Consider the following 1,693-nt stretch of genomic DNA (forward strand, 5'->3'; position numbering starts at 1 on the left):
AAGCTTAGCCCGGCACAGTGGCAGGTAGTGTATGGTATGGCAAGAGCGCATGCCATTCACGGACTGCTCTATGCGGCAGTAGAGCGTTGCAGTCGGTACGACAATCGCCCGCCCCGCGAACTCTTGTTGAAGTGGTACATGGAGGTAGAGCAGTTGCGCAAAGCCAATGCTCGAATGAATGCCCAAGCCGCGAAGATTGTAGATATGTTTGCCGCTAAAGGGTGGCGCGGGGTAGTGCTTAAGGGTCAGGGTATAGCTCGTCTGTGGCCGGATGGTGGACTGCGTTCGCCGGGCGATATTGACTATTATACCGATGCTCCGCTGGCGCAACTCATCCCCTGGCTGCGGCAAGAGAGCAGCGCACCCATCGTGGTATCATTTAAGGACGTAGCGTGTCAATTGGCCGGAGAAGCCCCGGTCGAGGTACACTTTATGCCCGCTGTGATGACTTGTCCCTGGGCCAATCGTCGCTGGCAGCGCTGGGTGGCGGAGCAGCAGGAAGCTATCTTTGCTCATCGTGCCCGGTTGGCTGATGGGGAAACGGAGCTTCCGGTGCCCACGCCCGAGTTTGATGCCGTGTTTATGGCCTTGCACATCTATCGCCACCTATTTCACGAAGGGATAGGCTTGCGCCAAATCATAGACTATCGTCAGCTGCTCTTACATAATCCCCAATTGGCTAGGGAAGGCAAGACAGCAGCTGTGCTCCGTCAGCTAGGTTTGGAACGCTTTGGGCATGCCTTGGCCTGGGTGCTCCAAACGTGCTTGGCCTTACCCGCGGAGTGTTTGCTCTTTTCGCCCGATGAGCAAGAGGGACGCTTCTTGCTCAACGAGATAATGACGGGTGGCAACTTTGGCCGCAGCGCCTCACCCCAAGCCTCGGTAATGGTCGGTGATGGCTGGCAGCGCTTTGTGAATGTGATGCAGGCCAACGTCCACTTGTTTACGCACTATCCCCGCGAAGTCTTCTTTAATCCCCTCTATACCCTGCGTCAGCGCCTGTGGCGTTGGCGTCGTCATTATCTATAAAGGGGAGCGGTTTACAACTCAATCAAATATCCGTAATGGTAAAGACAGCCATGATTATGGCGGCCGGTCTCGGCACACGATTTGGGCATTACACCGACCTTGTGCCGAAAGGCTTTGTTGAGGCCGGGGGCGTACCCATGATCATTCGCTCTATCGAAATTCTTATCTCCTGTGGGATAGAACGCATCGTCATCGGTACGGGGTATCACAAGGAAGTGTATGAAAAGCTGAAGGCGAAGTATCCTCAGGTGGAGACCTGCTTCAGTCCGCACTATGCAGAGACCAACAGTATGTACACGCTCTACAATACGCGTGAACTGTTGGGCGAAGACGACTTTCTGCTCCTTGAGTCCGACCTGGTGTTTGAACCTCGGGCCATCCGTGCGCTGTTGGAATGCCCGGCTCCGGACGTCATGCTGATTACCCCGGTGACGAAGTTTCAGGACCAGTACTATGTGGAGTATGATGCTGCGCACCGCCTGACCCGTTGCTCGGTGCATAAGGACGAACTGGAAGTGAAGGGGGAACTTGTGGGCATACACAAACTCTCGCATGACTTTTATCAAAAGATGTGTGCAGACTATGCCCAGATAGTTGCCGAACAGCCCAAGCTGGGGTATGAGTATCAGCTCTTGCGCATGTCACAGCGCGTGATGCCTGTATA

The 1,693-nt window shown here is 54.8% G+C and carries 2 protein-coding genes; both read left to right on the plus strand.

From position 1 onward, the window contains the following. Positions 1-1,029: nucleotidyltransferase family protein (locus tag Q4P78_RS08530; RefSeq protein ID WP_303339956.1), on the plus strand; the 1,029-nt coding region annotated here is incomplete at its 5' end. Between the two features lie 50 nt (positions 1,030-1,079). Further along, on the plus strand, positions 1,080-1,693 hold a 614-nt coding region (locus Q4P78_RS08535; protein WP_303339957.1), incomplete at its 3' end, for a phosphocholine cytidylyltransferase family protein.

This window comes from Rothia sp. (in: high G+C Gram-positive bacteria), assembly GCF_030540545.1.
Lineage (GTDB): Bacteria > Actinomycetota > Actinomycetes > Actinomycetales > Micrococcaceae > Rothia.